Annotated in this window: 30 protein-coding genes; 19 read left to right on the top strand and 11 right to left on the bottom strand. The window is 69.5% G+C overall.

Annotation, left to right across the window (positions count from 1 at the left end):
• Positions 1-16 precede the first annotated feature (16 nt).
• The 3 genes from AC5L3X_RS30185 to AC5L3X_RS30195 form a co-directional block, all read right to left on the bottom strand.
• Positions 17-901 carry a glycosyltransferase family 2 protein gene (locus AC5L3X_RS30185; protein ID WP_494861459.1) on the bottom strand — a complete coding sequence of 295 codons (885 nt, stop codon included), beginning with the start codon at positions 899-901 and terminating at the stop codon, positions 17-19.
• A 22-nt stretch (positions 902-923) separates the two neighbouring features.
• Positions 924-1,664, bottom strand: coding sequence for a class I SAM-dependent DNA methyltransferase (locus AC5L3X_RS30190; protein WP_494861460.1), 741 nt, complete (start codon positions 1,662-1,664; stop codon positions 924-926).
• Between the two features lie 82 nt (positions 1,665-1,746).
• A complete protein-coding gene (locus AC5L3X_RS30195; RefSeq protein ID WP_494861462.1) occupies positions 1,747-2,622 on the bottom strand; it encodes an NAD(P)-dependent oxidoreductase in 876 nt (291 codons plus the stop codon).
• A 120-nt stretch (positions 2,623-2,742) separates the two neighbouring features.
• On the opposite strand from AC5L3X_RS30195, the gene AC5L3X_RS30200 reads away from it, so the two are divergent.
• The 5 genes from AC5L3X_RS30200 (at position 2,743) to AC5L3X_RS30220 (ending at position 8,434) form a co-directional block, all read left to right on the top strand.
• Positions 2,743-3,117: a winged helix-turn-helix transcriptional regulator gene (locus AC5L3X_RS30200; protein ID WP_494861464.1), complete on the top strand. Its 375-nt coding sequence runs from the start codon at positions 2,743-2,745 to the stop codon at positions 3,115-3,117.
• Between the two features lie 79 nt (positions 3,118-3,196).
• Complete coding sequence (locus AC5L3X_RS30205) at positions 3,197-3,790, top strand: DUF1707 SHOCT-like domain-containing protein (RefSeq protein WP_494861466.1); 594 nt, start codon at positions 3,197-3,199, stop codon at positions 3,788-3,790.
• Positions 3,791-3,876: 86 nt separating this feature from the next.
• A complete protein-coding gene (locus tag AC5L3X_RS30210) occupies positions 3,877-4,797 on the top strand; it encodes a tyrosine-type recombinase/integrase (protein WP_494861468.1) in 921 nt (306 codons plus the stop codon).
• A 60-nt stretch (positions 4,798-4,857) separates the two neighbouring features.
• Positions 4,858-7,083 carry an SF1B family DNA helicase RecD2 gene (gene recD2, locus AC5L3X_RS30215; RefSeq protein WP_494861470.1) on the top strand — a complete coding sequence of 742 codons (2,226 nt, stop codon included), beginning with the start codon at positions 4,858-4,860 and terminating at the stop codon, positions 7,081-7,083.
• Positions 7,084-7,246: 163 nt separating this feature from the next.
• Positions 7,247-8,434 (top strand): L,D-transpeptidase, encoded by a 1,188-nt coding sequence (locus tag AC5L3X_RS30220; protein WP_494861471.1) that lies wholly within the window; start codon positions 7,247-7,249, stop codon positions 8,432-8,434.
• 89 nt (positions 8,435-8,523) lie between these two features.
• On the opposite strand, the gene AC5L3X_RS30225 is transcribed toward AC5L3X_RS30220, so the two are convergent.
• The 5 genes from AC5L3X_RS30225 to AC5L3X_RS30245 are packed head-to-tail and all read right to left on the bottom strand — an operon-like array spanning position 8,524 to position 11,595.
• Positions 8,524-9,036: a GNAT family N-acetyltransferase gene (locus AC5L3X_RS30225; RefSeq protein ID WP_189122773.1), complete on the bottom strand. Its 513-nt coding sequence runs from the start codon at positions 9,034-9,036 to the stop codon at positions 8,524-8,526.
• 52 nt (positions 9,037-9,088) lie between these two features.
• Positions 9,089-9,826, bottom strand: coding sequence for a phytanoyl-CoA dioxygenase family protein (locus tag AC5L3X_RS30230; protein ID WP_494861473.1), 738 nt, complete (start codon positions 9,824-9,826; stop codon positions 9,089-9,091).
• Positions 9,827-9,860: 34 nt separating this feature from the next.
• Positions 9,861-10,790: a radical SAM protein gene (locus tag AC5L3X_RS30235; protein ID WP_494861475.1), complete on the bottom strand. Its 930-nt coding sequence runs from the start codon at positions 10,788-10,790 to the stop codon at positions 9,861-9,863.
• 49 nt (positions 10,791-10,839) lie between these two features.
• Positions 10,840-11,145 (bottom strand): MerR family transcriptional regulator, encoded by a 306-nt coding sequence (locus tag AC5L3X_RS30240; RefSeq protein ID WP_189122774.1) that lies wholly within the window; start codon positions 11,143-11,145, stop codon positions 10,840-10,842.
• 18 nt (positions 11,146-11,163) lie between these two features.
• Positions 11,164-11,595 carry an Hsp20/alpha crystallin family protein gene (locus tag AC5L3X_RS30245; protein WP_494861477.1) on the bottom strand — a complete coding sequence of 144 codons (432 nt, stop codon included), beginning with the start codon at positions 11,593-11,595 and terminating at the stop codon, positions 11,164-11,166.
• Between the two features lie 132 nt (positions 11,596-11,727).
• On the opposite strand from AC5L3X_RS30245, the gene AC5L3X_RS30250 reads away from it, so the two are divergent.
• Genes AC5L3X_RS30250 through AC5L3X_RS30270 form a run of 5 tightly spaced genes read left to right on the top strand, consistent with a single transcriptional unit; the run spans position 11,728 to position 13,902 of the window.
• Entirely contained in the window at positions 11,728-12,051 is a 324-nt protein-coding gene (locus tag AC5L3X_RS30250; protein WP_494861479.1) for a DMT family transporter, read from the top strand.
• Positions 12,048-12,602 (top strand): TetR/AcrR family transcriptional regulator, encoded by a 555-nt coding sequence (locus AC5L3X_RS30255; RefSeq protein ID WP_225262283.1) that lies wholly within the window; start codon positions 12,048-12,050, stop codon positions 12,600-12,602. Before AC5L3X_RS30250 ends, AC5L3X_RS30255 begins: the two co-directional genes overlap by 4 nt.
• 20 nt (positions 12,603-12,622) lie before the next feature.
• The gene (locus AC5L3X_RS30260; RefSeq protein ID WP_494861481.1) at positions 12,623-13,177 is read left to right on the top strand and encodes a GNAT family N-acetyltransferase; all 555 of its coding nucleotides are present in this window, start codon (positions 12,623-12,625) and stop codon (positions 13,175-13,177) included.
• Positions 13,174-13,473, top strand: coding sequence for a DUF952 domain-containing protein (locus AC5L3X_RS30265; RefSeq protein ID WP_189122778.1), 300 nt, complete (start codon positions 13,174-13,176; stop codon positions 13,471-13,473). The genes AC5L3X_RS30260 and AC5L3X_RS30265 overlap by 4 nt, the downstream gene beginning before the upstream one ends.
• 54 nt (positions 13,474-13,527) lie before the next feature.
• On the top strand, positions 13,528-13,902 hold the full coding sequence (locus AC5L3X_RS30270; protein ID WP_494861482.1) for a nuclear transport factor 2 family protein: 375 nt from the start codon (positions 13,528-13,530) through the stop codon (positions 13,900-13,902).
• Positions 13,903-14,471: 569 nt separating this feature from the next.
• Here the strand turns inward: AC5L3X_RS30270 and AC5L3X_RS30275 are convergent.
• On the bottom strand, positions 14,472-16,169 hold the full coding sequence (locus AC5L3X_RS30275; RefSeq protein ID WP_494861484.1) for a hypothetical protein: 1,698 nt from the start codon (positions 16,167-16,169) through the stop codon (positions 14,472-14,474).
• 289 nt (positions 16,170-16,458) lie between these two features.
• Here AC5L3X_RS30275 and AC5L3X_RS30280 point away from each other — a divergent pair, with 289 nt between their 5' ends.
• From AC5L3X_RS30280 to AC5L3X_RS30310, 7 genes are all read left to right on the top strand, one after another.
• Positions 16,459-16,797 (top strand): ArsR/SmtB family transcription factor, encoded by a 339-nt coding sequence (locus AC5L3X_RS30280; protein WP_494861486.1) that lies wholly within the window; start codon positions 16,459-16,461, stop codon positions 16,795-16,797.
• Positions 16,794-17,264 (top strand): SRPBCC domain-containing protein, encoded by a 471-nt coding sequence (locus tag AC5L3X_RS30285; RefSeq protein WP_494861488.1) that lies wholly within the window; start codon positions 16,794-16,796, stop codon positions 17,262-17,264. Before AC5L3X_RS30280 ends, AC5L3X_RS30285 begins: the two co-directional genes overlap by 4 nt.
• Positions 17,261-17,890, top strand: coding sequence for a dihydrofolate reductase family protein (locus AC5L3X_RS30290; protein ID WP_494861490.1), 630 nt, complete (start codon positions 17,261-17,263; stop codon positions 17,888-17,890). Before AC5L3X_RS30285 ends, AC5L3X_RS30290 begins: the two co-directional genes overlap by 4 nt.
• A gap of 225 nt (positions 17,891-18,115) precedes the next feature.
• Complete coding sequence (locus tag AC5L3X_RS30295) at positions 18,116-19,225, top strand: FAD-dependent monooxygenase (protein WP_494861492.1); 1,110 nt, start codon at positions 18,116-18,118, stop codon at positions 19,223-19,225.
• 101 nt (positions 19,226-19,326) lie between these two features.
• A complete protein-coding gene (locus AC5L3X_RS30300; protein WP_494861494.1) occupies positions 19,327-21,039 on the top strand; it encodes an enoyl-CoA hydratase-related protein in 1,713 nt (570 codons plus the stop codon).
• A gap of 49 nt (positions 21,040-21,088) precedes the next feature.
• Positions 21,089-22,585, top strand: coding sequence for a UDP-N-acetylglucosamine 1-carboxyvinyltransferase (locus AC5L3X_RS30305; protein ID WP_494861495.1), 1,497 nt, complete (start codon positions 21,089-21,091; stop codon positions 22,583-22,585).
• 79 nt (positions 22,586-22,664) lie between these two features.
• Entirely contained in the window at positions 22,665-23,750 is a 1,086-nt protein-coding gene (locus tag AC5L3X_RS30310; protein WP_494861560.1) for a tyrosine-type recombinase/integrase, read from the top strand.
• A 131-nt stretch (positions 23,751-23,881) separates the two neighbouring features.
• Here AC5L3X_RS30310 and AC5L3X_RS30315 read toward each other — a convergent pair whose 3' ends face one another.
• Complete coding sequence (locus AC5L3X_RS30315; RefSeq protein WP_494861496.1) at positions 23,882-24,136, bottom strand: helix-turn-helix domain-containing protein; 255 nt, start codon at positions 24,134-24,136, stop codon at positions 23,882-23,884.
• 135 nt (positions 24,137-24,271) lie between these two features.
• Here AC5L3X_RS30315 and AC5L3X_RS30320 point away from each other — a divergent pair, with 135 nt between their 5' ends.
• On the top strand, positions 24,272-24,550 hold the full coding sequence (locus AC5L3X_RS30320; protein ID WP_494861561.1) for a penicillin acylase family protein: 279 nt from the start codon (positions 24,272-24,274) through the stop codon (positions 24,548-24,550).
• A 75-nt stretch (positions 24,551-24,625) separates the two neighbouring features.
• On the opposite strand, the gene AC5L3X_RS30325 is transcribed toward AC5L3X_RS30320, so the two are convergent.
• Positions 24,626-25,471 (bottom strand): NAD(P)H-binding protein, encoded by an 846-nt coding sequence (locus tag AC5L3X_RS30325; protein WP_494861498.1) that lies wholly within the window; start codon positions 25,469-25,471, stop codon positions 24,626-24,628.
• A gap of 115 nt (positions 25,472-25,586) precedes the next feature.
• Here AC5L3X_RS30325 and AC5L3X_RS30330 point away from each other — a divergent pair, with 115 nt between their 5' ends.
• A complete protein-coding gene (locus AC5L3X_RS30330; protein WP_494861500.1) occupies positions 25,587-26,234 on the top strand; it encodes a TetR/AcrR family transcriptional regulator in 648 nt (215 codons plus the stop codon).
• The last annotated feature ends 4 nt before the right edge of the window (positions 26,235-26,238 follow it).

Raw genomic sequence — 26,238 nt, forward strand, 5'->3', positions numbered from 1 at the left:
AGCGTGGCGCCCGTGCTCAGACGATCGGAGGACGGCCACCACGAGTCAGCCGCAGCACGGTGCGCCAGGACATCGGCCGGCGCGACCCGTGCCCGCCCCTCATCCCCTCCCGCAGACCGGCGAACCAGACGGCGAGGCTGGCGCGCGACCGGAACCGGGCCACGCTGAGCAGCGTCCAGTTCGCCAGATAGAGCGGGATCAAAAGAGCGGGCAGGCGGCGGTAGGCGAGCCAGACCCGGTTGCGGGCGACGAACCGGTAGAAGTCGGCATGCCGGGCGGGGTCGGTGGCGGGGTGGTGGATGACGACGTCAGGCGCGTACCAGCCGCTGCGCCCGAGGTCCCACAGCCGCCACGCCAGATCGACGCCCTCGTGGAAGAGGAAGAAGTGACCCGGCCAGCCCCCGGCCCGCTCGTAGTCGGCACGGCGCACGAGGACCACGCCCTCGGCCATGACGGTGATCGTGCCCGGCCGGGTGGCGTCGCCCGCGCGCAGCCGCGGAACCCACCGGCGCAGGGTCGCGCCCGTGTCGGGGTCGGCGATCCGGGGCTGTACGTAGGCGGCTTCGGGGTGGCGGCGGGCCTCGGCGACGAGCCGGGCGAGCGTGTCCTGGGCGGGCAGGACGGCGTCGTTGTCGAAGAAGAAGACGAACTCGCCTCCGTCCTCACCGGCCAGCGCGTCCGCGCCCACGTTGCGGCCCTGCGGGATGCCCTCGTTGGCGGGCAGGGTCACCGCGCGCACGCCGGCCGGGACATGGTCGGGCTCGACCCCGTTACCGACGACGACCACCCGCAGATCGACGCCCCGCTGGCCCAGCAGGGAGGCCATGGCCCGCGGGAACGCGTCAGGCCGGTCGTTCATGGTGAGGACGACCACGTCGACGGTGGTCTTCGGGTCGGGCATCATGTCTCCCGGACGTGAGAAGTCAGTGCCGGGGGAGACGGTAGACGGACACGTGGGAACGCGACTGCGCGGTGAAGTCGGCTCCGGCCCAGTCGGCGTGCCTGTCCTCCAGCTCGAAGCCGGCCAGCTGAGCCATGAGGTCCAGCTCGGCCGGCCAGATGTAACGGTGAGGGCTGCGGAACAACTGAGCCTGCCCGCTCTCGTCGAACCTGAAGTGGTGGGAGACGATCCGCTGGCCCAGCACGTCGTAGGTGTCCAGGCCGATGGAGCCGGGCTCGCACTGGAAGACCGTGGCCTGCCGCCCCGGCGGAAGCGCGCGCAACTCGGGCACCCACAGCTCGATCACGAACCGGCCGCCCGGCGTGAGATGACGGGCGGCGTTGCGGAAGCAGGCGACCTGCTCGGCCTGAGTGAGCAGGTTGGAGATCGTGTTGAAGACGAGATAGACGAGCGCGTACTCTCCCGGCGCGACCGCGGTCGCCATGTCGCCGACGACGACCGGGATCGTCGCTTCGTCCACCTTCGTCCGCAGCTGGTCGATCATCGGAGGTGACAACTCGATGCTGGCGACACGCACCCCTCTCCCTGCGAGCGGCACGGCCACGCGGCCGGTCCCGATGGCGAACTCCAACGCCCGCCCTCCGCCCGCGAGCTCGGCGAGACGGTCCACGGCCGGGCCCAGAACCTCGGGCGCGAACATGCCGGCGCCCGGCGTGTCATAGCGCCGGGCGGTCTCGGCGTCCCAGATATCCTCCTGCCGCATGCCGCCCACCATGCCCGCGAAGGGCGGGCGTTGTCCAACACCGCTGGGACGAGCGCCCGCCAGGCGGCCGCCGGGCGAGCCGTCAGCCCGGTCGCCTGATGCTCTCGAAGATCCGGGCGAAGCCCTCCTTTCCGTGGCCCGCGTCGATCTGCCGCTGGATGAGGCGCTGGACCATGGCGACCACCTCGGTGCTGACGCCCTGGTCGGAGCTGGCGGCCAGGAGGTCGCCGAGGTCGGAGAACTCAAGGCTCTGCTGTCCTTCGACGGTGTAGTCACCGCCGTCGATGACCGCGGCGTACTCCTGGAAGCCGCCGGTCATGGCGGTCAGGAAGGGCGCGGCCATGGCGGCGAACTCGCGCGCCGTCACGCCGGCCGGCGCGACCATGGCGGCGCCGTGCATGAACCCGGCGAACATCACGTACATGCCCGAGAGCAGGGCGAGGTCGTACAGGGACGCCAGTCCGGCGTCGTCACCGAAGTAGGTGCTGCCTCCCCACAGGTCGAGCAGCGGCCTGTGCTGATCGAAGACCTCGGCCGACCCGCTGTAGAGGATCGACGCCCCCGGCCGGCCGATCATGTCCGGTACGGCCATGATCCCGCCGTCCAGATACGCGACCCTGGCCTGGGCCGCCCAGGCGGCCATCTCCCGTGACTGAGCCGGCCGCGTCGTGGTCACGTTGATCAGGGCCCGGCCGGCCAGCTCGCCGGCGAGCGGATCGAGCACCTCACGGACCGACGCGTGGTCCAGCAGGCAGGCGATCACCAGCCGGCCGCCCCGGACCGCGTCACCGGCCGTGGCGGCGAGCCGCGCGCCCCGCGCGACCAGGTCCTCCGCCTTGCCCGGTGAGCGGTTCCAGACCGTCGCCGGATATCCGGCCCGCACCAGGGCGCCCGCCAGAGCGCTCCCCATCGCCCCCAGCCCGAGAACGCTCACCTGCACGTTGTCATCGCTCGTCATGTTCGGTGCCCCCTTCGGTTCATCGTCGCGACGATCCTTTCGGCTACCGGTAGAGTTGACCAGTACTCACTATTTAGTCAGGTACTTACGTGTGGGTAAGTACGGCTTTGGAGCGGCCGGATGGCGACAGCGGCACGACGGGGCCCCTACTTCTGCGGCGTCGACGCGGCGATGGACGTGGTCGCCGGCAAGTGGAAGTCGCTGATCCTCTGGGAGCTGGACCACCACGGGACCCGCCGGTTCGCCGAGCTGCGGCGCGGCCTGCCGGGCGTCAGCGAGAAGATGCTGATCCAGCATCTGCGGGAGATGGAGGAGGACGGTCTCGTGCACCGTGAGGTGTACCGCCAGGTGCCTCCGAAGGTCGAGTACTCCCTGACGGAGCACGGCGTCTCGCTCAACGCCGCCCTGGCCGGCCTGGGGACATGGGGCACCGAACGCATACGGCGGATCGGAGCCGCGAAGGTCTCCGCCGGGGACGAGCATGATCATTCATGACCCCCCATAATCGCGGTTATAGGGTGGTGATCTCCTCGGAACCCCCCGAAGGAGTTCACCCCACCCGAAAGCGAACATCATGGGCGACAACCAGCAGCCGGCCCCCATCCGCCCTCAGCAGATGCGCGTCTCCCACGACGAACGCGAAGCGGTGGTGGAGCGGCTGAACATGGCCGCCGCCGAAGGGCGCCTCGACTTCACCGAACTGGAAGTCCGGCTGGAGCTGGCACTGAACGCCAAGACCTACGCCGAACTGACGCCGCTCACCGCCGACCTGCCCCAGGAGGTCCCCGCGGAGCCGCTGGTCCTCAAAGGAGGCCTCAACGGCGCGGCACGGACGGGACGCTGGCGGGTACCCGCGCAGATCACCGTGTACGGCGGCCTGGGCAGCGCCAAGCTCGACTTCACCCAGACCGAATGCCGGCTGCCCGAGATCGCCATAGAAGCGCACGGCCAGACCGGCGGAGTCACGATCATCATCCCCGACGGGTGGGTGGCGGAGACCTCGCAGATGAACGACGGCCTCGGCGGCTTCAAGGACAAGACCACCTCCGAGCGCCTGCCCGGCACGCCGCGGGTCCGGCTCACCGGCAACGGCGGCACCTCCGGCGTGGTCATCCGCCACCCGAACAGCTGGGAACGCCGCGTGCAGCGCCGCAGTCAGGAGCGTTGAGCGACCACGCCGGCCGGCGCCCCATGCCGGCGTCCATCAGCGACACGAACCCTGAAGCCGAGGAACGCCCCGCAGGAGGTCAGCCGATGACGACTCCCGGCGCACGGCTCCACGCCGCGGCCACCCCCGCCCCGCTGCAGGCGATCACCGAGATCCCCGCCCCCCGTTCCACCGAGCCGGCGTCGCGTCCGGGCAGCGCCATCGTGTTCCCGCCCGGTCTGCCCGGCCACGTGCGCGACCTGACGAAGGCGTGGCTGCTGTCCTACGACTCCCCGAACACCCGCGACACCTACCGGCGCGAGATCGAGCGATGGTTCGGCTTCTGCGCCGAGACCGGCCTCGACCCGCTGCAGGCGCGCAAGTCTCACGGCGACGTCTACACACGCTGGCTGGAACGACGAGCCGGTAAGCCGATCCCGCCCAAGACGATGAACCTGCGGATCTCGGCCGTGTCGTCCTGGTACGACCACCTGTCCGACGAGGACGTGATCGACGCCAACCGGTTCAAGGGCACCCGGCGGCCGAAGGTGAACCGGCAGCACCGCGAGACCGTGGGCCTCACCCGCGCCCAAGCCCGTGACCTGTTGCACGCCGCCGACCACGACCACGGCCGGGAACGACTCCGCACGGCGGCGCTCATCCGGCTGCTCACGCAGACCAGCGTCCGCGTCACCGAAGCCCTGGCCGCGCAGCTGACCGACCTCGGGCACGAGCGCGGCCACCGCACCCTGCGGATCGCCGGCAAGGCCGACGAGCCGAAGACACGGAAGGTCCCGCCCGCGGCGGCGCACGCGATCGACGGCTACCTGACCCACCGCGCCGAGCGCGCCGGGATCACGGTGGAGCAGCTCACCGGGCCGCTGTTCGTGTCCGCCTCCGGGCGGCGGCTCGACCGTAAGGACGTCTACGAGCTCGTGGAGCGCATCGGCCGTCAGGCCGGGATCACCGGGCTGCACCCGCACCAGCTCCGGCACACGTTCGCCACCCGGCCGAGGAGGCGGGCGTGAACGTGAAGAAGAACGGCCGCTGCTCTAATCTGGCCCACGACGTGAGGGGGTGAGAGTTCCATGACACAGGGGCAGGACGGTCCAGGCGCCGTCGCCTTGGACGCCGTCCTTGAACGCGTCACCTACGCCAACGAGGAGACCGGCTACACGATCGCCCGGGTGGCGACCGACCGGTCCGGCGCCGACCTGCTGACCGTGGTCGGGCCGCTGCTGGGCGCCCAGGTGGGGGAGTCGCTGCGGCTGACCGGCCGCTGGACCTCCCACCCCCGCTACGGCAGGCAGTTCGAGGTGTGGTCCTACACCACCGTGCTGCCCGCCACCGTCCAGGGCATCCGCCGCTACCTGGGCTCCGGCCTCATCAAGGGCATCGGCCCGAAGATGGCCGAACGCATCGTCGACCACTTCGGCACCGACACCCTGGAGGTCATCGAGCAGACCCCCGAACGCCTCGTCGAGGTGCCCGGACTCGGCCCCAAACGCACCAGGATGATCGCCGCCGCCTGGGAGGAACAGAAGATCATCAAAGAGGTGATGATCTTCCTGCAGGGCGTCGGCGTGTCCACCTCCATCGCCGTCCGCATCTTCAAGGAGTACGGCGAGGCGTCCATCTCCGTCGTCAGGACCCAGCCCTACAAGCTGGCCGACGACGTGTGGGGGATCGGCTTCAAGACCGCCGACACCATCGCCCAGGCCGTCGGCATCCCGCACGACAGCCCCGAACGCGTCAAGGCCGGCCTGCGCTACACCCTGTCGCAGGCGGCCGACGACGGCCACTGCTACCTGCCCGCCCCCAACCTCGTCGGCGACGCCGTCAAGATCCTCGACGTGCCCGCCGACCTGGTCAGCCGCTGCCTGGACGAACTCGTCGCCGAGCAGGGCGTGGTCCGCGAGGACCTTCCGGCGGGAGACAACCTCGTCCCGGCCGTCTACCTGCTGCCCTTCCACCGCGCCGAGCTGTCGCTGGCCTCCGGCCTGCTGACGCTGCTGCGCGGCGGCCACGACCGGCTTAAGGTGTTCGCCGACGTCGACTGGGACAAGGCCGAGACCTGGCTGCACGGCCAGACCGGCGCCGAACTGGCCGCCGAGCAGCGCCAGGCCGTCCGGCTCGCGCTGACGGAGAAGGTCGCGGTGCTGACCGGCGGGCCCGGCTGCGGCAAGAGCTTCACCGTCCGCTCCATCGTCACCCTGGCCCGCGCCAAACGCGCCCGCGTCATCCTGGCCGCGCCCACCGGCCGCGCCGCCAAACGCCTGGCCGAGCTGACCGGCCACGAGGCCACCACCGTGCACCGGCTGCTGCAGCTGCGGCCCGGCGGCGAGGCCACCTTCGACCGCGACAACCCCCTCGACGCCGACCTCGTCGTGGTCGACGAGGCCTCCATGCTCGACCTGCTGCTGGCCAACAAACTCGTCAAGGCCGTCGCGCCCGGCGCCCACCTGCTGTTCGTCGGCGACGTCGACCAACTGCCCTCCGTCGGCGCCGGCGAGGTGCTCAAAGACCTGCTCGCCGCCGACGACGTCCCCCGCGTACGGCTCACGCAGATCTTCCGCCAGGCCCAGGAGTCCGGCGTGGTGGTCAACGCCCACCGCGTCAACACCGGCCGCCACCCCGTCCTCGAAGGCATGAAGGACTTCTTCCTGTTCCCCTGCGAGGAGCCCGAGGAGATCGCCGCCCTGACCGTCGACGTGGTCGCCCGGCGCATCCCGCGCAAGTTCGGCCTCGACGCCCGCCGCGACATCCAGGTGCTGGCCCCCATGCACCGCGGCGCGGCCGGCGCCGGCGCCCTCAACACCGCCCTGCAGGACGCGCTCACCCCCGCCCGCGAGGGCATGCCCGAACGCCGCTACGGCGGCCGGGTGTTCCGCGTCGGCGACAAGGTCACCCAGCTGCGCAACAACTACGACAAGGGCGCCGCCGGCGTCTTCAACGGCACCGTCGGCATCGTCGTCGACATCCGCCCCGACGAGCACAAGCTGACCGTCCTGACCGACGAGGACGAGCAGGTCGACTACGCCTTCGACGAGCTCGACGAACTCACCCACGCCTACGCGGTCTCCATCCACCGCTCCCAGGGCAGCGAGTACCCCGCCGTGGTCATCCCGCTGGCCACCAGCGCCTGGATGATGCTGCAGCGCAACCTCCTCTACACCGCGATCACCCGGGCCAAGAGACTCGTCGTCATCGTCGGCTCCCGCCGGGCGCTGGCCCAGGCCGTCCGCACCAGGGGCGCCGGACGGCGCCACACCGGCCTCACCCACCGCCTCGGTGAGCGGTCCGCCCAGCGCTGACCAATCCGGCTTTCCCTTTTCTTGACCGGCCGTTGACCTGCGACTGGCCGCGATAAGTGATCCAAATGTGACCGAACTCTCCTAAATGCTTCCGCGTCTTACATGCAGGAGCATTAGAGTTTTGGGGTGCACTTTGCGCGCATTAGGAAGGACTGACGTGAACATGACGCCTGGTTGGAGGAAGCCCGCGGCGGGCATCGCCCTGCTCACCGCGGCTGCCCTGACCGCGGCATGCTCGAACGGCAACGCCGCCACCAACGGCGACGGCGCACCCGGCGCCACCATCTCGGCCTCCCCACAGGCGCCGACGATCAAAATCTCACCCGCCGAAGGCAGCTCCAACGTCAGCCCCGACAAGAAGATCGTCGTCGCCGCCGCCGGCGGCACCCTGGACAACGTCATCGTCGAAGGCGCGGACGAACAAGTCGAAGGCAAGTACAACGCCGACAAGACCCGATGGGTCTCCAAGGGCCCCCTCAAGCCCTCCACCGACTACACCGTCACCGCCGCCTCCGGCGTCACCAGCGTCACCAGCGAGTTCCGCACCCTCAAACCCGCCATCGAACTCGCCGTCGCCGACGTCACCCCCAACGCCAAAGGCGAGAAACTCGGCGTCGGCGCCCCCATCATCGTCACCTTCAACCAGCCCGTCTCCGACAAGGCCTCCGTCGAACGCGCCCTCGACGTCGACGCCGAAAAGCCCGTCAAGGGCGCCTGGCGCTGGATCAACGACACCGTCGTCATCTACCGCACCGCCACCTACTGGCCCGCCCACCAGAAGATCAAATTCACCGCCGACCTCGAAGGCGTGAAAGCCGGCAAGGGCATGTACGGCGTCAAGGACTACACCACCACCCTCAAGATCGGCGCCAAGGTCATCAGCAAGGTCGACGTCAAGAAACACATGATGTACGTCTACCGCGACGGCAAACGCGTCCAGACCATGCGCATCAGCGCCGGCAAGGCCACCACCCGCGAATACACCACCACCTCCGGCGTCCACCTCACCATGGAACGCGCTAACCCCGTCCGCATGATCTCCCCAGGCCGCGAGAAGGACGACCCCGAGTACTACGACGTGATGATCAACCACGCCGTACGCATCTCCAACTCCGGCGAGTACGTCCACGCCAAGGACAACGTCTGGGCCCAGGGCGTCCGCAACGTCAGCCACGGCTGCATCAACTCCCGCCCCGACCAGGCCAAATGGTTCCACGACAACATGCAGCGCGGCGACATCGTCGACGTCACCGGCACCGACCGCGAGCTCGAATGGAACAACGGCTGGGGATTCTGGCAGATGTCCTTCACCCAGTGGAAGAAGGGCAGCGCCCTCAACGGCAGCCGGTGACGACCGGCTCCGACCACGACGCAGGGAACGCGACACACCCGGACAGGCGACCACCCCCGGCCGCGCGGTCACCCGCGCGGCCGGCGTCATCAAGCGCCGGACGGAGACAGACGACGCTGAAGGATCATCCCGGGCCACGCACCGACCGTGAACGGCTCGGCCCGGGTGAAACCACACCCCTCGTAATAGGCCACCAACCGGCCGTCGTCACCGGCGTAACAGTCGACCCGCACCAGCCCCACCCCACGCCGCGCCGCCTCCTCCAGCGCCCAGCCGAGCAGCGCCCGCCCCACCCCACGGCCCGAGAACCGCTGATCGATCACCAGCACCTGCACGTACAGCTCCGGCTCCCGCGCCGGCGTCACATAATCGTGCGGCGCCCCCACCACGACACACCCCGCGGGCTCGCCATCGACCTCCGCGATGCGCATCCCACCACCCCCGGCCCAGCCCTCCACCTGCGCGGCGCGTCTGGGATCACCGGTGAACGGATCGGCACCCCACTGCCCGGTGCGCCCACGCGCCACCAGGAACGCCACGGCGCTGTCGAACATGCCCAGCACCGCCGCCACATCCTCCGGCCCACCCTCACGAATCCTCATCCGGCCAGCCTAGAACCCGCCACCGACACCACGCCGGGGGAGTGGCCGGACCTCAGCCCCGCACCGCCCGCCCCAGCGCCGTCTCGTCATCGGGCGCCCACGGCCTGACCAGCATCACCGGCGCCTGCGACATGAACCGCGGCCGGCTCCCCAGATGCTCGTCAGCCGCGTGCACCGTGAACGGATGCACCAGGAATACATCACCTGGCCGCCCCACCGCATGCGCCACCGGCCGCTCCACGCTCACCCGATCGACCATCGGACCGGCCACGAACGGATCCAGGACCTCACCATCCCGCTCCGCCAGCAACGCCGCCACGTCCCGCTGCGAACCCACCCGGATCCGGGTCGGCGCGTCCTCCGCCCCCACCTCCGACAGCAACACGAGCAGCAACATCGTCGACGGCCGCCCGCTCACCCCCCACGTGCCATCCGCCCCCTGGGTGTTGGAGTCGATATGCCACCCGCGATCATCGGCCGGCGGCACCTTCGGGAAACGGACCGGGATATTGCCCAGGGAACCCATCGGCAGCCACCCGCCCCGCCCGGCCACCAGATCCAGCGCCTCGCCCAGCCGCGGACTCCGCACGATCTCACCGAACGGCCCGGCCCCCGTCAGATCGGCCGCCCACACCACCGGCTGCGTCCACCCCGCCGGATCATCGGGGGACAGGCCGATCTGCCGCCACAACCCCGCCCGCGCCTTATCGGCCACCTCACGCGGCACCACCGACTCCACCTTGACGAAACCGTCGGCGACGAACCGCTCCACATCGATGATCTGTTGCATACGCAGCACGCTAACAACGCCGTCAAACGAATTCTCAGACCAGCGACAACTGCGGGAACCGCGGCGCCCGCGCCACCTGCTCAGGCGCCCCCGACCGCATCCCGTACATCTCACACAACTGCCCGATCTGCCCCATGATGCGCTGCTCATACGCAGGGGAGGGGAGCCCCGCGGCATCGTAGAGCTCCTCATAACGCTCCACCAGACGCGGATGCGCACCGGCCAGCCACGACATGTACCACTGCCGCGTACCCGGCGGCAGCCGCAACACCACCGGCTCCACCGCCGCCGCCCCCGCCGCCGCGATCCGCCGCACCGTCGCCGACAACTGATCGGCCGCGTCGCTCAGCAACGGCAACACCGGCGCCATCAGCACCCGGCACGCCACCCCCGCCTCCACCAGCGCCGACACCAACTCCAACCGAGCCTGCCCACCGACCGCCCCCGGCTCCACCGCCCGCCGGATCCGCTCGTCGACGAACGCGATCGACACCGCCACCTGCGCCCCCGTACGCGCCAGCAACCCGGCGTCACGCACCACCAACGGGCTCTTGGTATAGACGGTGAACGCCACCCCCGCCCCGGCCAGCGCCTCCACCACACCCGGCATCAACCGATAAGTCCGCTCGGCCTCCTGATAACAGTCACCCGTCACACCCACCGCGATCGGCTCACCACCCCAGCGGCCCAGCTCGGCACGCAACCGCTCCACCGCGTTCGCCTTCACCACGACGCGAGTGTCGAAATCAGGCCCGGAATCCAGACCCAGCCGCCGGTGACCCGCACGGGCACCGCAGCCGCGGCAGGCATGGGCGCAACCCCGGTAGGGCGAGACCGCCCACCGCTGGGCGATGCCCGCGGTCCGCGGCACCCGCTCGATCATCGTGCGGGTCTGCGTCTCATAGAACCCGCCCCGCAGAACCGCGCGCCGCTCGATCAGCGGACGGTCGTCGTCGACGTCCACCAGCGAAAGCGCGTCCCAACCCACACCCCACAGTGGAACACGCTTTCGACTAGCTTTTCAACCGCTTCTCACACTCGGCCAGCCGCGCCCTCAGCACGGCCACCTCACGCTCCAACTCCAGGATCCGGCCGACCGAGACGAGCGTCATGCCCTCACCGGTCAGCCGGATCACCTCCCGCACCCGCACGATGTCGTCACGCGAGTAGCGCCGCTGCCCGCCCTGCGAACGCCGCGGGCTCACCACCTCGTGCGAATCTAGCCTGCGCAGGAACGCCTGCTGCACCTGCAGCATGTCGGCCACCTGGCCCAACGTGTAGAGGGGCGCACGGCTGTCGTCGAAAGGAAGCGAAGTCATGCGAACCCCCTCACCGGATCAGGCCACGATGGCCTTGACGTCCTTACCCCGCTGCACCGCCACCTTGCGTGGCTTGGCCTTCTCCAGCACCGGAATCCGCACCGTCAGCACCCCGCCGGAGTAGCCGGCCTCGATCCGCTCGGCGTCGAGGTGCTCCGACAGGTAGACGCGACGGGTGAAGGCGCCCATCCGGCGCTCACGCAGGAACGGACGGTCGTCCTCCTCCAGCGCCTCCTCACGCCTGGCGCCGACGGTCAGCACCCCCCGGTCGACGGTGACCTCGATCGAGTCGGGGTCGATGCCCGGCAGGTCGAAGCGGAGCAGGACGTCGTCCTTGCGACGAACCCCGTCCATCGGCATCCCGGCCGGCTCGCCAAGAGTGGCTCGCGCGAGCCGGTCGAACTGGCGCTCGAACTCCTGGACGAACGGGTCGATGGTCGTGAGCAGCATGTCTACCTCCTCGCTGAAACTCTCCTGAGAGGAAACCTCCAACTCGATTCATAGGTTAACTACACGCCGAGCTCCATGCAACCTCCAGAACTAAACTGGTACGAGCGTCCCACTCCTCCGAAGGAGACCCCCATGGCCTGGCTCCTCCTCGCCCTCGCCATCGCCACCGAGATCATCGCCACCACCGCCCTCAAACTCAGCGACGGCCTCACCCACCACGCCTGGACCGCAGCCGCCGCCACCGGCTACCTCACCTCCTTCGCCCTCCTCGCCCAAGCCCTCAAACTCCACCTCGACATGGGCACCGCCTACGCCATCTGGTCAGGAGCCGGCACCGCCGCCATCGCCCTCATCGGCACCCTCCTCCTCGGCGAAACCCTGACCCCCTTCAAGATCGGCGGTATCCTCCTCATCATCATCGGCGTCGTCGTCCTCAACCTCGCAGGTGGCCATTGACCTCCCACACCCCACCACCCCAAGAACGCGGACGCAGACGACGCGCCACCCTCCTCACCGCCGCCGTCGAACTCCTCACCCAAGGCGGCTTCGCCGCCGTCACCCACCGCGCCGTCGCCCACCGCGCCCACCTGCCCCTCGCCGCCACCACCTACTACTTCACCTCCCGCGACCAACTCCTCGCCGAAGCCTTCGCCCAACTCGTCCAGACCGAGCTCACCACCCTCCACACCTGGATCACCGACCACGGCCTCACCGCCCTGGCCGACCAGATCGCCACCGCCGACCGCCACCGCCAACTCGGCCTCTGGGAGCTCTACGTCCACGCCGGCCGCGACCCCGTCCTCCAGCAGATCGCCCGCCGCTGGACCGACGGCTGCGTCCACCTCATCGCCCAAACCCTCGCCCACCCACCCGACCACCCCCGCGTCCGCCTCCTCTACACCACCGTCTCCGCCCTCTGGCTCGAACAACTCGTCGAACAACGCCCCGTCCACGAAACCCGCACACTCCTCACCATCGCCATCGAAAACGCCTCGCCCCCCACCTGACCGTTCCCTACACTGCCCACGTGCTCCGACCCCGCTACCCGATCACCACCGACCGCCTGCTCCTCCGCCCCTTCACCACCGCCGACCTCCACGACCTGCACGCCTACGAATCCCGCCCCGACGTCGCCCGCTACCTCTACTGGGAACCCCGCGACCTCGACACCGTCCGCACCCACCTCGACAAGAAGATCACCCGCACCGCCCTCCACCACGAAGGCGACGCCCTCGACCTCGCCATCACCCTGCGCGACACCGGCCGCCTCATCGGCAACTGCATCCTCATCTGGACCAGCGCCCACCACCGCCAAGGCGAGATCGGTTACGTCCTCCACCCCGACCACCACGGACACGGCTACGCCACCGAAGTCGGCGCACCCCTGCTCCGCCTCGGCTTCCAGGACCTCCACCTGCACCGCATCGTCGGCCGCCTCGACGGACGCAACACCGCCTCCGCCCGCGTCCTGGAAAAACTCGGCATGCGCCGCGAAGCCCACCTCATCCACAACGAACACGTCAAAGGCGAATGGGCCGACGAGGTCATCTACGCCATGCTCGAAAGCGAGTGGACCCCATGACCATCCTCCACCTCGCCCGCCACACCGACTGGCAGCACGCCCGATCAGCCGGCGACTACCGCGTCTCCACCCTCGGCCGCACCCTCGACCAGGAGGGCTTCATCCACTGCAGCCACGACCTCACCCAACTCCACGAGGTCCACGACACCTTCTACGCCCACCTCACCGAACCCCTGGTCATCCTCGAGATCGACCCCACCGGCCTCGACATCCGCGACGAAGGCGGCTACCCCCACCTGTACGGGCCACTCCCGCTGCACGCCGTCACCACCACGCGCCCCTACCGGCCCCGCTGAACCCGCCTCCGAAACAGCCCGCACAAACCCGCGCCGACCACCACAATGACCACCATGGACCCCCGAACCGCCGCACAACGCTTCGCCGACACCTGGCAACACGGATGGACCCACCACGACGTCGACAGCATCCTCACCCTGTACGCCGACGACGCCGTCCACACCTCGATGCCCTTCCGCCCGCCACACCGGGGGAGAGGGGCCATCGCCGACTACATCCGCTGGTCATTCACCAACGAGACGGACCCCAGGATCACCTTCGCCACACCCATCGTCGACGGAGACCAGGCGGCCATCGAATTCCACGCCCACACCATCGACAACGGCGCACCCGTCACCCTCGCCGGCTGCGTCTTCGCCCGCTTCGACCCCGACGGCCTCGCCGTCCAGACCCGCGACTACTGGCACACCACAGACGGCCACCACTGACCAGCACACGAAACCAGGGGAGTGGCCCCCCACCGACACCCCGCACCGCGTCACACGCGACGCGGCCCCCGGCGACCGAGCCCGGTCAGCGAACCGCGCGCAACGCGGGCGCCACGCGAGCCGGCGGCACCTGCGCGCCCGGCTGCTGAACCTGCTGCTGCATCGGCGCCACCGGGCGCGTCATCTGGCGCGTCTGCTCCGCCTCGGCCAGCCGCTCCTCGCAGCCACCCCCGCAGTAACCGTTCGTGACGATGAGCCGCCCCCGCAGCGTTGTGTACGAATCCCGCCCCGAAGCAGGCAGAACCCCCTGACAGACCGGGCATAAAACCGATTGGTTCCCCACGTGCTGCTCCTCTCGCGGCGCGATAGCAGATTCCCACCCTACGGGCCACGACCTTGCGAGAACAGCGAATCAACTGAAGGTCAAGCGTACGGTCACGGTCACGCATCGTCGCGAGAACGGTCTACTTGACATAATATTCATTATCAAGCACAGGGAGAAGTCGTCCTCCGGACGGACCGTGATCGCCAGATAGGATCACCACATGCTGCAAATGGGTCTCCCTGAATTACTCATGCTGCTCTTCGCCGCCTTCGTCGTCATAGCCGTCGTCACCGGAGTCGTTCTCCTCGCCCTGGCCGTCAAACGGCGATCGCGCTAGAACGACACAGTTCGCCAACGGCCTCTGACGCCGCCGCCGCGACGGCGCTACGATCAGTGCATGCTCAGCCTGGCGATCTCCACCCCGGGCCTTGTCGCGCTCACCGCCGTCGTCACCGCCGCGATCATCTACCTGATCATCCTGGCGGTGCGCCTGACCCATCGCCCCCGCAACAGCCCGGCCCCCAGCGACGACATGGTCGACAAGGCCCGCGAGCTCAAGGCGCTCGGTCAGGTCCGCGAGGCCGTCTTCCTGGTCCGCGGCGAGACCGGCATGAGCCACCGCGCCGCCACCCGCTACGTCAACCGCCTCTGACCTCCCACCGCCCCCCGCCTGCACCACCCACGGCGGATGCAGGGACGCGCGACTGTTCACGCGCCAGGAGCGCGCCGAAGGCGGCGGCCAGCAGAGGAAGACCCGGCCCTGGCGCACGTTCGCGGCCTCGCCGAAGCCGGAGGTCAGCGCACCCGCGAGAGCGACAAGAAGGGCCGTCACGACGACGGGAACCCACCCGCTCGAAGCTTCGAAACCTCGTTCGACGTAAATCTCCGCGACCGCGTCGTCCAGCCGGTCGTCGAGGCGATTCTGCTCCTGTACCGTGACCCGGCGCAGTGTGGGATCGACGATCAGCTCGTCCGGCCGCAACTGGTAGCCGAGGTCGCGCACGATCGCCGACGGGACGAAAATCGTCTCCATGTGCGGGTCGGAGGTCCTGGCGATGACAGCCGGCACGGTCTTGGTCTCCATCACGTCGGCGTTCTCCTTGATCTCATAGAAGAGGTCCACCGAGTCGACCTTCACGTCGGCCGACGTGACCACCACGGCCGTGCCCTCGTCGTACGGAGTGGACTGATCGCCGGTGAGATACCGCAGCAGTTTCTCGTCACCAATGGCCTGATACTCGTAGAGAGGCTCCTCCGGAATCTCGACGTTCTGCGCACTCGCACTGAAGTGCCAAGAGTCGCTCGAAGGGCGCTCGCTCTGGGCGATCGGCACTCCGGGTAGCTCCCGTTCGATCGCCGCTCGCACGGCGCCCGCATCGGCCGCCGAGAAAGACGCCGGGAGGAAGGTGCCCGGCCGGACCAATAAGGTGCCGGCCCGGGCACGGGGAGAGTATTCGGCCCTGCTCTGCGACGTTTCGCCGACCGCGATGACCGTGAGCCCCACGCCGAAGGCCGTCACCATCATCGTCAGCGCGATCGCGCCCGCCGCGGGTACCCGGCGACCGGCCAGGTCGCGAACCGCCAGGCGCAACGGCAGTGGCAGCCGTTCCGCGTACGGGCCGGGGATCTCCAGCAGCCACGCGGGCAGCGGGCCGAGACCGGCGACGAGCAGACCCGCACCAATGAGGGTGATCAACAGCATCCCAAGGGATTCGAGGCCGCCGCGCCGTGAATCCTCATGCGCCAGCCAGGCGCCAAGCCCCATCAGCAAGGCGCCGGCGAGCGACACGAACAGTCCCATGACGACGCATCGCCGGCTCATGGACCCATGGCGGCCGGGCGGGGCGGAAAGCACCGCGGCAAGGACGGACCCGGATGCGACCATCAGAGGAAGGACCGCGAACACGATTATGAAGACGTAGTGCACAAGATCGAAGAACATGGCGGAAGAGTAGTGAGCCGCCGCGGCGACGTCTAAGCAGTGAAGGCATCGCATACGCGCCCGCCATGTTGGTCCACCCCCAGGAAGCCTGGTCTGTCGTCTGTACGGAATACAGACGCGATACCGGACAGAAGGTGGATTCTGTTCGGTATAGCCGATATCCCTCATTGAAGAACAGGGCAGCACAAACCAGCCGTCTCTGACGCCCCCGGGGCTGCCCGGCGATCGCCTGGACGGCCCCGACACTTAGCCCTTGCGCTAACCATTTCGAGACGCCATACTTAGCCGCATGGCACAGTATCCGGCGCAGCTCGACGGGGTGTTGGTCGCCCTCGCCGACCCGACTCGGCGCGCCGTCGTCCGGCGCCTCGGCCGCGGGCCCACGAGCGTCGGCGACCTCGCCCGCGAGTTCCCGATGACCCTCCCCTCGTTCATGAAGCATGTGCGGATGCTCGAATCGAACGGGCTCATCCACACGGTCAAGTCCGGCCGGGTGCGCACCTGCGTGCTCAACCGCGAGCGGCTCGCCTTGGTCGACGATTGGCTCGCGGAGCAGCGCCGGATCTGGACGGAGCACACCGACCGCCTTGAACAGTTCGTCACCGACCCAGAGGAGAACAGGCAGTGAATCCCGATCTCGACTTTGGCCTGGAGCGGATCATCCGCGCCCCGCGCGCGACCGTGTGGAGGGCCTGGACGGACCCGTCCCGGCTTGAGCGGTGGTGGGTCCCGGCTCCGTCCCGTTGCCGGGTGGATCGCCTGGACTTGCGGCCCGGCGGGGCGTTCGTGACGCGGCTGACCAACGACGGGGCCGAGTTCGTCCCGCACCTGGACGCCTGTTTTCTCGCCGTGGACGAGCTTGAGCGGATCGTGTTCACCAACGCGATCGACAGCGCGTGGCGTCCCGTGAGCCCCGCCCCGATCGCGATGACCGCCACGATCACCTTGAACGATCACCCGGACGGCACCGACTACCGCATCGTCGTCCAGCACTGCGACCCGGAGGCCCGCGATCATCATGAGAAACTCGGCTTCGCCGAGGGCTGGGGGATGGTAACCGGCCAGCTGGCCGCACTCGCCGAGGGCGTGCGATGAAGATCACTCTCACCGAGTTCGTCACACTCGACGGGGTCAGTCAGGGCCCCGGCTCGCCGGACGAGGACACCAGCGACGGATTCATCCGTGGCGGCTGGCTCGTCCCCCACATGGACGGGACGTTCGTCCAGCGCGCCTCCGAATGGCTCGACCTCGCCGACGGCCTGCTGCTCGGACGGCGGACCTACGAGGCGTTCGCACGCGATTGGCCGAAGATCACCGACCCGGCCGACCCGTTCACCGAGCGGATGAACACCCTGCCGAAGTACGTCGTGACGAACACCCTCACCGAAGGGACCTGGAACCCCACGACCGTCCTCAAGGGCGACCCGGTCCAAGCGGTCACCGAGCTCAAGGCACGGCCAGGCCGGGAACTCCAGATCCACGGCAGCGCTCGCCTCGGCGACTCGCTACTGGCGGCGGGCCTGATCGACACGCTCCGCCTCGCGGTCGCCCCCGCCGTCCTCCGGACCGGCCGGCGGCTGCTGACCGGCGCAGGCACCCCGTCCGGTCTCCGCCTGCTCCGCCACGAAGCTACGCCGAACGGCCTGCTGCTTCTGGAGTACGAGGTGACCGGCTCAGCACGCCAAGGCGAGTACAAGGGCGTCGCCGCCTTCGCGTTCTGACAGCGTGCCGCTCGTGAGCGGCCAGGCGGCCCCACTCCCCCGGCGTGTGAGCCGCGCCGCCGCTTGGCCATCTCCTGACCGGTAGATGGAGGCGACGAGATGGTCTCGCCACGACCCCTTCGACTACCGTGTGCGACATATCGAGCACATTGTGTCACTAAGGGAGTTGTTGTGAAGGTCGCCTGCGTCGGTGGTGGACCCGCCAGCCTGTATTTCTCAATCCTGATGAAGCGGACCGACCCGTCCCACGACATCACCGTGTACGAGCGGAACCCGGCCGGGTCGACGTACGGGTGGGGGGTGACTTACTGGGACGAACTGCTGGACAATCTGCGCGGCGCCGACCCTGAGTCCGCTCAGGCCATCGACGAGAGCTCGGTCCGGTGGGACAGCTGGGCCGCGCACCTGGACGACCGCGCGGTGGTGACGGTGGAGAACGGTGAGGAGGGCTTCGGTCTCGGCCGGCACCGGTTGCTGTCGATCCTCACCGAGCGGGCCCTGTCGCTCGGTGTGCGCGTCGAGTTCGAGCGTGAGATCGCCGCCGAGGAGGAGGTGGCCGGCGCCGACCTGGTCATCGCGGGCGACGGCGTGAACAGCGGGTTGCGCGAGCGTCATGCCGAGCATTTCGGCACCGAGGTCGCGGTCGGCCGGAACATGTACATCTGGCTGGGTACGACCAGGGTGTTCGAGGCGTTCACGTTCGCCTTCGTGGAGACCGAGTGTGGCTGGATCTGGTGTTACGGCTATCCGTTCAGTGAGGGGCAGAGCACCTGTGTCGTCGAGTGCTCCCCCGCGACGTGGAGTGGGCTGGGGTTCGGGGAGGCGAACGAGGCCGACTGCCTGGGTCTGCTGGAGAAGTTGTTCGCCGGGATGCTGGATGGGCATCCGCTGGCCGGCCGGGCGCAGGCCGATGGCGGGGCGCACTGGCTGAACTTCCGTACGGTGACGAACCGGACGTGGTTCCGCGGCAATCTGGTGTTGCTCGGGGATGCCGCGCATACGACGCATTACTCCATCGGGGCGGGGACGGCGCTCGCGTTGGAGGATGCGGCCTTTCTGGTCGGCGCGTTGCACGGGGGCATGGAGTTGGAGCCCGCGCTGGCCGGTTTCGAGCGGGGGCGTCAGGTCGCGATCCGGGGTTCTCAGCGGGCGGCCCGTTACAGCGCCCGGTGGTACGAGAGTCTGCCGCGGTACATCGGTCTGCCGCCGGAGCAGTTGATCGCGGTGCTGGGCCGGCGGCATTCGCGGTTGCTTCCGCATGTGCCGCCGCGGTTGTTCTACCGGCTTGATCGGTTGTCGGGGTGGTGGGGGTCGTTGCGTGGGGGTGACCACTGACGGGCGCTCTCTTTTTGTGGTGATTTGTCAGCGAAGTTTGCTCGGACGTGTCAAGATCGACGGGCTTGTCCATCCCCTCGAACGTCCGGAGGAACCTTCCGTTGCGGATCCTGCTTCTGTGCTCGTCGTTCAACGGCCTGACCCAGCGCGCCTGGCTGGAGCTGCGCCGGGCCGGTCACGATGTCAGCGTGGAGCTGGCGCTGTCGGAGCGGGTGATGCTCGAGGCGGTCGAGCTGGCCAAGCCGGATCTGGTGATCTGCCCGTTCCTGAAGGAGCGGGTGCCGGGGCGGCTGTGGCGTCACCACCGTACGGTCGTCATCCATCCGGGGCCGCCGGGTGATCGGGGGCCGTCGTCGCTGGACTGGGCGATCGCCGGCGCGGAGCCCGAGTGGGGGGTGACGGCGTTGCAGGCGGTGGAGGAGATGGACGCGGGCCCGATCTGGGGGTGGCGGACGTTCCCGCTGCCGGCCGAGCCGCCGCGCAAGTCGGCGTTGTACAACGGGGCGGTGGCGGACGCGGCGGTGGAGCTGGTCGTGGAGGTGGCGGCGAAGGCGGCGGATCCGGGGTTCGCGCCGGTGCCGCTGGACTATCGGCGGCCGGAGGTGCGGGGGCGCGCGCGGCCGGCGATGCGCCGGGCGGATCGGGAGTTCTCGTGGGCGGAGCCGACGGACGCGGTGGTGCGGCGGGTGCGGGCCGCCGACGGCGCTCCGGGCGGGCGGGCGGAGTTGTGCGGTCTGCCGGTGCGGGTGTTCGACGTGTACCGGGGTCCGGTGCCGCCGGTGCCGTCCGGGCCGCCGGGATCGGTGGTGGGCAGGGGCGAGGGTGCGGTGCTGGTGCGTACCGGCGACGGCTCGGTGTGGGTGGGGCAGTTGCGGCTGGACGCGCCGGGAGGTGTGAAGCTGCCGGCTGTCGCGGTGCTGGGTGAGCGGGTGGCCGGGGTGCCGGAGCGTCCGGGGTGGGGTGAGGTGACCTACGACCGTGGCGGGGATGTCGGGGTGGTGAGTTTCGACTTCTACAACGGGGCGATGTCGGCGGAGCAGTGCCTGAGGCTGGTGTCGGCGTTGCGGTACGCGGTGGCGCAGGACACGCGGGTGCTGGTGCTGCGTGGTGGTGAGGTGTTCTCCAACGGGATTCATCTGAACGTGATCGAGGCGGCGCGTCATCCGGAGGTGGAGGCGTGGCGCAACATCAACGCGATCAACCAGGTGTGCCGGGAGGTGATCGCGTGCACGGGGCAGCTGGTGGTGGCGTCGGTGGCCGGCAACGCGGGTGCGGGCGGGGTGATGATGGCGCTGGGCGCGGATCGGGTGGTGGTGCGGGAGCCGGTGGTGCTGAATCCGCACTATCGGACGATGGGGTTGTACGGGTCGGAGTTCTGGACGTACGTGTTGCCGCGCCGGGTGGGGGCGTCGGTGGCGCGGCGGTTGACGGATGAGGCGTTGCCGTTGGGGGCCGTGGAGGCGGTGGAGCTGGGGCTGGCCGACCGGGTGGTGGCGGGGTCGCGGCTGGAGTTCGAGCGGCGGGTGGTGGAGTACGCCGAGCGGCTGGCGGCCGGCGGCGGTTTTGGGCGGTTGCTGGCGGCCAAGCGGGAGGCGCGGGAGGTGGATGAGCGGCGTAAGCCGTTGGACGCGTACCGGGTGGAGGAGCTGGCGGAGATGAGCCGGGACATGTTCGACGATCGGAGCGGGTTCCGGGCGGCGCGGGAGGCGTTCGTGGGTAAGCGGGCGGCGGAGTCGACTCCGGCGCGGTTGGCGGTGCATCGGGAGCTGTCCGGCGCGTCGGGCGCGGATAACCCGATCGCATCTCATATGTGAGATATGGTCTCGTCCTGTGACAGACGATTATCTTGTACGGATTGGCCGGTTGATTCGGGACGCGCGTCAGCATCGTGGTTGGACGCAGCTTCAGCTGGCCGACGCGCTGGCGACGAGTCAGAGCGCGGTCAACCGGATCGAGCGCGGCAACCAGAACATCAGTCTTGAGATGATCGCGCGCATCGGTGAGGCACTCGACAGCGAGATCGTGTCGCTGGGGTACGCGGGGCCGATGCATCTGCGGGTGGTGGGCGGCCGGCGGCTGTCGGGCAGCATCGACGTCAAGACGTCGAAGAACGCGTGCGTGGCGTTGCTGTGCGCGTCGCTGCTGAACTCGGGGCGGACGATCCTGCGGAAGGTGGCGCGGATCGAGGAGGTCTACCGGATCCTGGAGGTGCTCGCCTCGATCGGGGTGCGGGCGCGGTGGATCAACGAGGGCAACGATCTGGAGATCGTGCCTCCGGCGCGGCTGGAGCTGGAGGCGATGGACACCGAGGCGGCTCGCCGTACCCGGAGTGTGATCATGTTCCTCGGTCCGCTGATGCACCGGACCGAGCAGTTCAGGATCCCGTACGCGGGCGGGTGCGATCTGGGCACCCGTACGGTGCAGCCGCACATGTCGGCGCTGAGGCCCTTCGGGCTGGACATCACGGCCACGGGCGGCTTCTACCACGCGCGGGTGGATCGCGAGGTGTCGCCGTCGCGGCCGATCGTGCTGACCGAGCGGGGCGACACGGTGACGGAGAACGCGCTGCTGGCGGCGGCGCGGCACGACGGGGTGACGGTGATCCGCAACGCCTCGTCCAACTACATGGTGCAGGACCTGTGTTTCTTCCTGGAGCAGCTGGGCGTGCGGGTCGAGGGCATCGGCACGACGACGCTGACGGTGCACGGGGTGGCCTCGATCGAGCGGGACGTCGACTACTCCCCTTCCGAGGATCCGGTGGAGGCGATGAGCCTGCTGGCGGCGGCGGTGGTGACGTCGTCGGAGCTGACGATCTGCCGGGTGCCGGTTGAGTTCCTGGAGATCGAGCTGGCGGTGCTGGAGGAGATGGGCCTCGATCACGATCGGGGGGTGGAGTATCCGGCGGCGAACGGGCGTACCCGGCTGGTGGATCTGACGGTGCGGCCGTCGAAGCTGGTCTCCCCCATCGACAAGATCCATCCGATGCCGTTCCCGGGGCTGAACATCGACAATGTGCCGTTCTTCGCGGCGATCGCGGCGGCGGCGCAGGGCTCGACGCTGATCCATGACTGGGTCTACGACAACCGGGCGATCTATCTGACGGAGCTGACGCGGCTGGGCGCGTCGGTGAAGCTGCTGGATCCGCATCGGGTGCTGGTGGAGGGTCCGACGCGGTGGCGCAGCGCGGAGATGATGTGCCCGCCGGCGTTGCGTCCGGCGGTGGTGGTGCTGCTGGCGATGATGGCGGCCGAGGGCACGTCGGTGCTGCGGAACGTGTACGTGATCAACCGGGGGTATGAGGATCTGGCCGAGCGGTTGAACGCGCTGGGGGCTCGGATCGAGACGTTCCGCGACATCTGATTTTCTGTCGGTGGCGGCCGCTACCGTCTCCTCGTGGATCCTCGGGGTTGGGTTCTCGTGGCGAGGGTGAGGGGTGACGGTGCGGCCTGCGGAGCTCGAACGGGTGACGGTGGCGGAGGCGGCTGACCGCTATGTGGAGTTGGTGCGGGCCAAGTCGCTGACGGGCGCGTTGTCGCGGTCGACGGCCGAGGTCTACGCGCGTGACGTGGTGACGTTCGTGGCGCTGGCGGGCGCGGAGACGGTGCTCGACGATCTGACGGGCGCCGACATGGACGCGGTGCTGCTGGCGTTCGCCCGCAAGCCGGACGGGCGGCGCTCCGCCGCCCGGGGCGGCGGAGCCACCGGGGGTGCTGGGGGCGGTGGGGCGGTGGCCGGTGCGGACGGTGAGGGGCGGGCCGGGGGCGCGTCGCAGTCACCGTCGTCGCAGGCGCGTTTTCGCCGGTCGGTGTCGGCGTTGTTCAAGCATGCGGTGCTGGCCGGCTGGGTGCAGGTCGATCCGATGGCGTCGTCGACGGTGACGGCGCGGGAGCGGGGCGGGCTGCGGCCGGAGCGGCGGGCGTTGACGCGTGAGCAGGCGCAGGGGCTGATCGGCGCGGCGCGGTCGATGAGCGAGGAGCGCGGCGAGGGCCGGCGTGATCAGCGGATGGAGACGCGCGACGCGTTGATCGTGCTGTTGTTGTCGACGATGGGGCCGCGGGTGTCGGAGCTGGTGCGGGCCAACGTCGAGGATTTCTACACCAATGACGGAGTGCGTTACTGGCGGATCTTCGGCAAAGGGGGCCGCACGCGTGATGTGCCGCTCCCCCGTGACGTGGCGGCGGCGCTGGACGACTATCTGGCGCGGGGGCGGGCGGCGGTGCCGGACAAGGCGTTGCTGTTGTCGTGGCGGGGGCGGCGGCTGGCGCGGGGCGACGTGCAGGCGGTGATCGACCGGGTGCGGGCGCGGGTGGATCCGGAGCGGCGGCGTTCGGTGACGCCGCACGGGTTACGGCATACGACGGCGACGCATCTGCTGGCCGACGCGGTCGACATGGACGCGGTGCGGCGGGTGCTGGGGCACAGCGATCTGTCGACGCTGGGGCGTTACCGTGACGAGTTGCCGGGTGAGCTGGAGGTGGCGATGCGGGCGCATCCGCTGCTGCGGGAGCCGCGGCCGTCCGACTGACGACTCTCCCCCGGGCGTCGTCCGCTGGGCTGGTCGACGGTGGCGCTTGGCTCCCCGCGCGGGCAGGCTGGGGCGTTCGGGTCGGCGACGGGTTCTCCGCCGGTGGCGTGCCGAGCGGGCCGGCGGGGTGCTCAGGTGGGGACGCTGGTGGTGAGCCGGGCGGCCAGGTGGTCGAGGGGGATGTGGAGGACCTCGGCGAGGGCGGCGATGGTGAAGAAGGCGGGGGTGGCGATGCGGCCGGTCTCGATCTTGCGGAGGGTCTCGGCGGACATGCCGGCGGCGGCGGCGACCTCGACGATGCTGCGTTCGCCTCGGGCTTGGCGCAGGAGCAGGCCGAGGCGTTCGCCGCGCAGGCGTTCCTCGGGTGTCAGCGCAGGCCGTACCATGTGCCCCATTCTACAACCGGGATACAAATACCGTTCGGGATAGGAATACCGGTAAGCGGGCCGGGTGGGCGGGTGCTCACGCCTGCCCGGCGCGGGCCGGCCCGCAGGTGCGGGCGGCGCCGCGGCATGAGCGGGATGTTCTCGTCCGGGCCGTGTGCGTGTCAGCCGTGTTCGTCCTCGCCGTGTTCCCCTTTACGGCCACCCGATTCCAGCTTCCTGAAGGCCGTCGCGCTCACCCCGGACGGGCCGCGCATGCGTACCGTCCTCACCTACTCCCTGTCCGCCAACCCCGCCTCGGCGCACCGCACCGACCAGACGGACCTGTTATCGCGCGGCCCGTGGGTCACCGGGCGGTTCGCCGAGGCCGAGATCGCCGCCGACCCGCATCTGAGGACCATCACGGTGCGCGGATGAGATCTACGGCGTTCCGCGCCCGCGGCGGTGTGCCGGGTACGGGCGCGGAAACCGCGGAACGTCACCTCGGATGGGTCATCTGAAGGCGGCGATGTTGCGGATCGCCCACGCGGCGAACGTGCGGGGCGTGCGGCCGAGGACCTGTTCGACGTCGGGGCTGATCCTCCGCTCGGCGGGAGTGGGATCGCCGAGGATGTCGAGGGTGGTCTCGACCACGGGCTCGGGCATGAACCGCAGCATCTGCGCGCGGGCCTCGTCGCGGGTCTGCTCGACGAAGCGGATCGGCTCGCCGAGCGCGTCGCCGATCACCTCGGCTCGTTGCCGGGGCGTGCTGAGGGCCGACCCGGTCAACTCGTAGATCCGCCCGGCGTGACCGTCCTCGCGCAGGGCGGCCGCGGCTACCTCGCCGATGTCGGCCGGGTCGATGAGCGGCAGTCCGGTATCGCCGAAGGGCGCGGCGGCCGTGCGCCGCGTGCGGATCGTCTCGGCCCACGCCAAGGTGTTGGAGGCGAAGCCGCCGGGTCGCAGGATCGTCCAGTCCATGCCCGACCGCCGGACGGCGTCCTCGATGGACAGTCCCATGCGCCCATGGGACGGCGACTCCGGCCGGGTTGCGACCCCTTGGGAGGACAGCAGGACGACCCGTCGAACGCCGCCGGCTTTCGCGACGTCGAGGATGCCCTGGGGGCTCACCAGGTGCGCGGCGGCACCACCGTCGTGGAGGAACACCGCGTCGGCGCCGTCGAAGACGGGCCGAAGGCTCTCAGGGACGGCCAGGTCCGCCTGGCGGTGCCGGACGCCTTCCGGCACCGTCACATCCGAGACTCCTCGGGACACCGCCGTCACCTGCTCTCCGGCTGTCGCGAGGGCCCGCACGAGCGGCCGGCCGACGTTGCCGGTGGCTCCGGTTACTACGATCATGAGCTTTCCCCTCGGTGGTGACCAGTCATCGCGGGAGCTTTCCCCCGGCAAGTTAGTTGACTGACTGAGATATGACCATAGCCAGTCGATCCCGCCGGTGTCTATGGTTAGTCAGGTGACCGACTTGAAGAAAAGTGATCGGACCCCGGCCCCCACGAAGCGGGGCAAACGGGAGCAGCTGACGGCCGCCGCAGTGCGGATGCTGCACGAGCAGGGCGTGGAGAAGACAACGCTCGCTCACATCGCGCAGGCGGCCGGCATCCCCGTGGGCAACGTCTACTACTACTTCAAGACCAAGGACGACCTCGTCGAGGCGGCCATCGGCGCGCACGCGCGGAGCCTCCAGGAAATGATCTCTTCGCTCGACGAGCTCCCCACCCCGCAGGACCGGCTGAAGACACTCATCGGCGGCTGGATACGGCAACGCGACCTCACCGCCCAGTACGGCTGCCCCACCGGAACCCTGGCCTCGGAGCTCGACAAACGCGCCGATGGTCTCGACCGGACTGTGGCCGAGGTCATGCGGGTCCTGATCGACTGGACCGAGCAACAGTTCCGTTCGATGGGCCGAAGCGACTCCCGCGACCTCGCGGTCGCCCTGATCGCCGCCTACCAGGGGATCTCGTTGCTCACCAACACCTTCCGCGACCCCGAGCTCATGACCCGCGAAGGCGACCGGCTGGAACACTGGATCGACTCGCTCGGCCGGCCGCCAGGAGATCCCGACGGCCGGCCGGCCGGCCCGCCAGGCGATGCCCGGTGAAAGC

Source organism: Nonomuraea sp. CX421 (assembly GCF_059358955.1).

What these genes read in the sequence shown, in the direction of transcription:
- AC5L3X_RS30265 (WP_189122778.1), top strand. Translation starts at nt 13,174, where the DNA reads ATGACCATCCTCCACCTCGCCCGCCACACCGACTGGCAGCACGCCCGA.
- AC5L3X_RS30250 (WP_494861479.1), top strand. Translation starts at nt 11,728, where the DNA reads ATGGCCTGGCTCCTCCTCGCCCTCGCCATCGCCACCGAGATCATCGCC.
- AC5L3X_RS30245 (WP_494861477.1), bottom strand. Translation starts at nt 11,595, where the DNA reads ATGCTGCTCACGACCATCGACCCGTTCGTCCAGGAGTTCGAGCGCCAG.
- AC5L3X_RS30195 (WP_494861462.1), bottom strand. Translation starts at nt 2,622, where the DNA reads ATGACGAGCGATGACAACGTGCAGGTGAGCGTTCTCGGGCTGGGGGCG.
- AC5L3X_RS30240 (WP_189122774.1), bottom strand. Translation starts at nt 11,145, where the DNA reads ATGACTTCGCTTCCTTTCGACGACAGCCGTGCGCCCCTCTACACGTTG.
- AC5L3X_RS30290 (WP_494861490.1), top strand. Translation starts at nt 17,261, where the DNA reads ATGAAGATCACTCTCACCGAGTTCGTCACACTCGACGGGGTCAGTCAG.
- AC5L3X_RS30225 (WP_189122773.1), bottom strand. Translation starts at nt 9,036, where the DNA reads ATGAGGATTCGTGAGGGTGGGCCGGAGGATGTGGCGGCGGTGCTGGGC.
- recD2 (WP_494861470.1), top strand. Translation starts at nt 4,858, where the DNA reads ATGACACAGGGGCAGGACGGTCCAGGCGCCGTCGCCTTGGACGCCGTC.
- AC5L3X_RS30190 (WP_494861460.1), bottom strand. Translation starts at nt 1,664, where the DNA reads ATGCGGCAGGAGGATATCTGGGACGCCGAGACCGCCCGGCGCTATGAC.
- AC5L3X_RS30280 (WP_494861486.1), top strand. Translation starts at nt 16,459, where the DNA reads ATGGCACAGTATCCGGCGCAGCTCGACGGGGTGTTGGTCGCCCTCGCC.
- AC5L3X_RS30205 (WP_494861466.1), top strand. Translation starts at nt 3,197, where the DNA reads ATGGGCGACAACCAGCAGCCGGCCCCCATCCGCCCTCAGCAGATGCGC.
- AC5L3X_RS30325 (WP_494861498.1), bottom strand. Translation starts at nt 25,471, where the DNA reads ATGATCGTAGTAACCGGAGCCACCGGCAACGTCGGCCGGCCGCTCGTG.
- AC5L3X_RS30210 (WP_494861468.1), top strand. Translation starts at nt 3,877, where the DNA reads ATGACGACTCCCGGCGCACGGCTCCACGCCGCGGCCACCCCCGCCCCG.
- AC5L3X_RS30185 (WP_494861459.1), bottom strand. Translation starts at nt 901, where the DNA reads ATGCCCGACCCGAAGACCACCGTCGACGTGGTCGTCCTCACCATGAAC.
- AC5L3X_RS30295 (WP_494861492.1), top strand. Translation starts at nt 18,116, where the DNA reads ATGAAGCGGACCGACCCGTCCCACGACATCACCGTGTACGAGCGGAAC.
- AC5L3X_RS30200 (WP_494861464.1), top strand. Translation starts at nt 2,743, where the DNA reads ATGGCGACAGCGGCACGACGGGGCCCCTACTTCTGCGGCGTCGACGCG.
- AC5L3X_RS30270 (WP_494861482.1), top strand. Translation starts at nt 13,528, where the DNA reads ATGGACCCCCGAACCGCCGCACAACGCTTCGCCGACACCTGGCAACAC.
- AC5L3X_RS30315 (WP_494861496.1), bottom strand. Translation starts at nt 24,136, where the DNA reads ATGGTACGGCCTGCGCTGACACCCGAGGAACGCCTGCGCGGCGAACGC.
- AC5L3X_RS30230 (WP_494861473.1), bottom strand. Translation starts at nt 9,826, where the DNA reads ATGCAACAGATCATCGATGTGGAGCGGTTCGTCGCCGACGGTTTCGTC.
- AC5L3X_RS30320 (WP_494861561.1), top strand. Translation starts at nt 24,272, where the DNA reads ATGTTCTCGTCCGGGCCGTGTGCGTGTCAGCCGTGTTCGTCCTCGCCG.
- AC5L3X_RS30220 (WP_494861471.1), top strand. Translation starts at nt 7,247, where the DNA reads ATGACGCCTGGTTGGAGGAAGCCCGCGGCGGGCATCGCCCTGCTCACC.
- AC5L3X_RS30275 (WP_494861484.1), bottom strand. Translation starts at nt 16,169, where the DNA reads ATGTTCTTCGATCTTGTGCACTACGTCTTCATAATCGTGTTCGCGGTC.